Origin of the sequence: Campylobacter sp. BCW_6464, from assembly GCF_001762775.1 — a bacterium.
GTDB classification, from domain to species: Bacteria; Campylobacterota; Campylobacteria; order Campylobacterales; family Campylobacteraceae; genus Campylobacter_D; species Campylobacter_D jejuni.
On the sequence record NZ_MJXM01000074.1, the window covers coordinates 1 to 1,113 of the forward strand.

The 1,113-nt window shown below is 23.8% G+C and carries 3 protein-coding genes; all 3 read right to left on the bottom strand.

What is annotated here, in order from left to right:
- On the bottom strand, positions 1-435 hold a 435-nt coding region (locus tag AJ885_RS07830), incomplete at its 3' end, for a hypothetical protein (RefSeq protein WP_070281062.1).
- Positions 436-567, bottom strand: a complete 132-nt coding sequence (locus AJ885_RS10730) for a hypothetical protein (protein WP_016818322.1) — start codon at positions 565-567, stop codon at positions 436-438.
- The gene (locus AJ885_RS07835) at positions 554-1,057 is read right to left on the bottom strand and encodes a hypothetical protein (protein WP_070274789.1); all 504 of its coding nucleotides are present in this window, start codon (positions 1,055-1,057) and stop codon (positions 554-556) included. Before AJ885_RS07835 ends, AJ885_RS10730 begins: the two co-directional genes overlap by 14 nt.
- Between the last annotated feature and the right edge of the window lie 56 nt (positions 1,058-1,113).

The window sequence follows — 1,113 nt, forward strand, 5'->3', positions numbered from 1 at the left end:
CCAACTTAATTTTTTGCGTTTTTCTTCTGTGCTATAACATTTAAATAAATAAGCTTGCAATAAACAAGGAAGTATAAAAAATGTGATTGTAAAAAAAAACATAGTTATACAAGTCAAAAATCCAAAATAATTATATGCTTTATATTCTTGCGGTGACAATTCTTTAGCTTCTAGAGAGCTAAGTAATGCAAGATCCCTAGAAGTTTCAATACCATAGGTAAGATAAAATATGATAACAATAGCCATAAAAAAGATAATAAAATATACTAAAAAATAAGATTTTACAAATTCTTTTATGTTAATTCTCATCCAATAATTTAAAATAGAAAAGGCAATAAGAACACTTAAAGTTGTAAGATAAAATTTTATATTAGTAAAAGCAAGAATAAATCCAAATAAACCCCAAAAAATAGAAAATGTAATATCTTCTCCCATTTAAACTCCTGTATTATAAAGCACATTATAAGCTTTATCTTTAAAATCAAGTTTAGTGATAAAATCTTTACTATAAAGTCTAAAATCCAAACCATAAGGAGTGAATTTTTGATAGTCTTTAAAGATTTTCATATACCACATACACACTTGCAATTAATATAATAATATTGCATAAAAACCCTATAAACCAACTTAATTTTTTGCGTTTTTCTTCTGTGCTATAACATTTAAATAAATAAGCTTGCAATAAACAAGGAAGTATAAAAAATGTGATTGTAAAAAAAAACATAGTTATACAAGTCAAAAATCCAAAATAATTATATGCTTTATATTCTTGCGGTGACAATTCTTTAGCTTCTAGAGAGCTAAGTAATGCAAGATCCCTAGAAGTTTCAATACCATAGGTAAGATAAAATATGATAACAATAGCCATAAAAAAGATAATAAAATATACTAAAAAATAAGATTTTACAAATTCTTTTATGTTAATTCTCATCCAATAATTTAAAATAGAAAAGGCAATAAGAACACTTAAAGTTGTAAGATAAAATTTTATATTAGTAAAAGCAAGAATAAATCCAAATAAACCCCAAAAAATAGAAAATGTAATATCTTCTCCCATTTAAACTCCTGTATTATAAAGCACATTATAAGCTTTATCTTTAAAATCAAGTTTAG

Excerpts from the sequence above, each read along its gene's own strand:
- AJ885_RS10730 (WP_016818322.1), bottom strand. The coding sequence starts at position 567 with ATGAAAATCTTTAAAGACTATCAAAAATTCACTCCTTATGGTTTGGAT.
- AJ885_RS07835 (WP_070274789.1), bottom strand. The coding sequence starts at position 1,057 with ATGGGAGAAGATATTACATTTTCTATTTTTTGGGGTTTATTTGGATTT.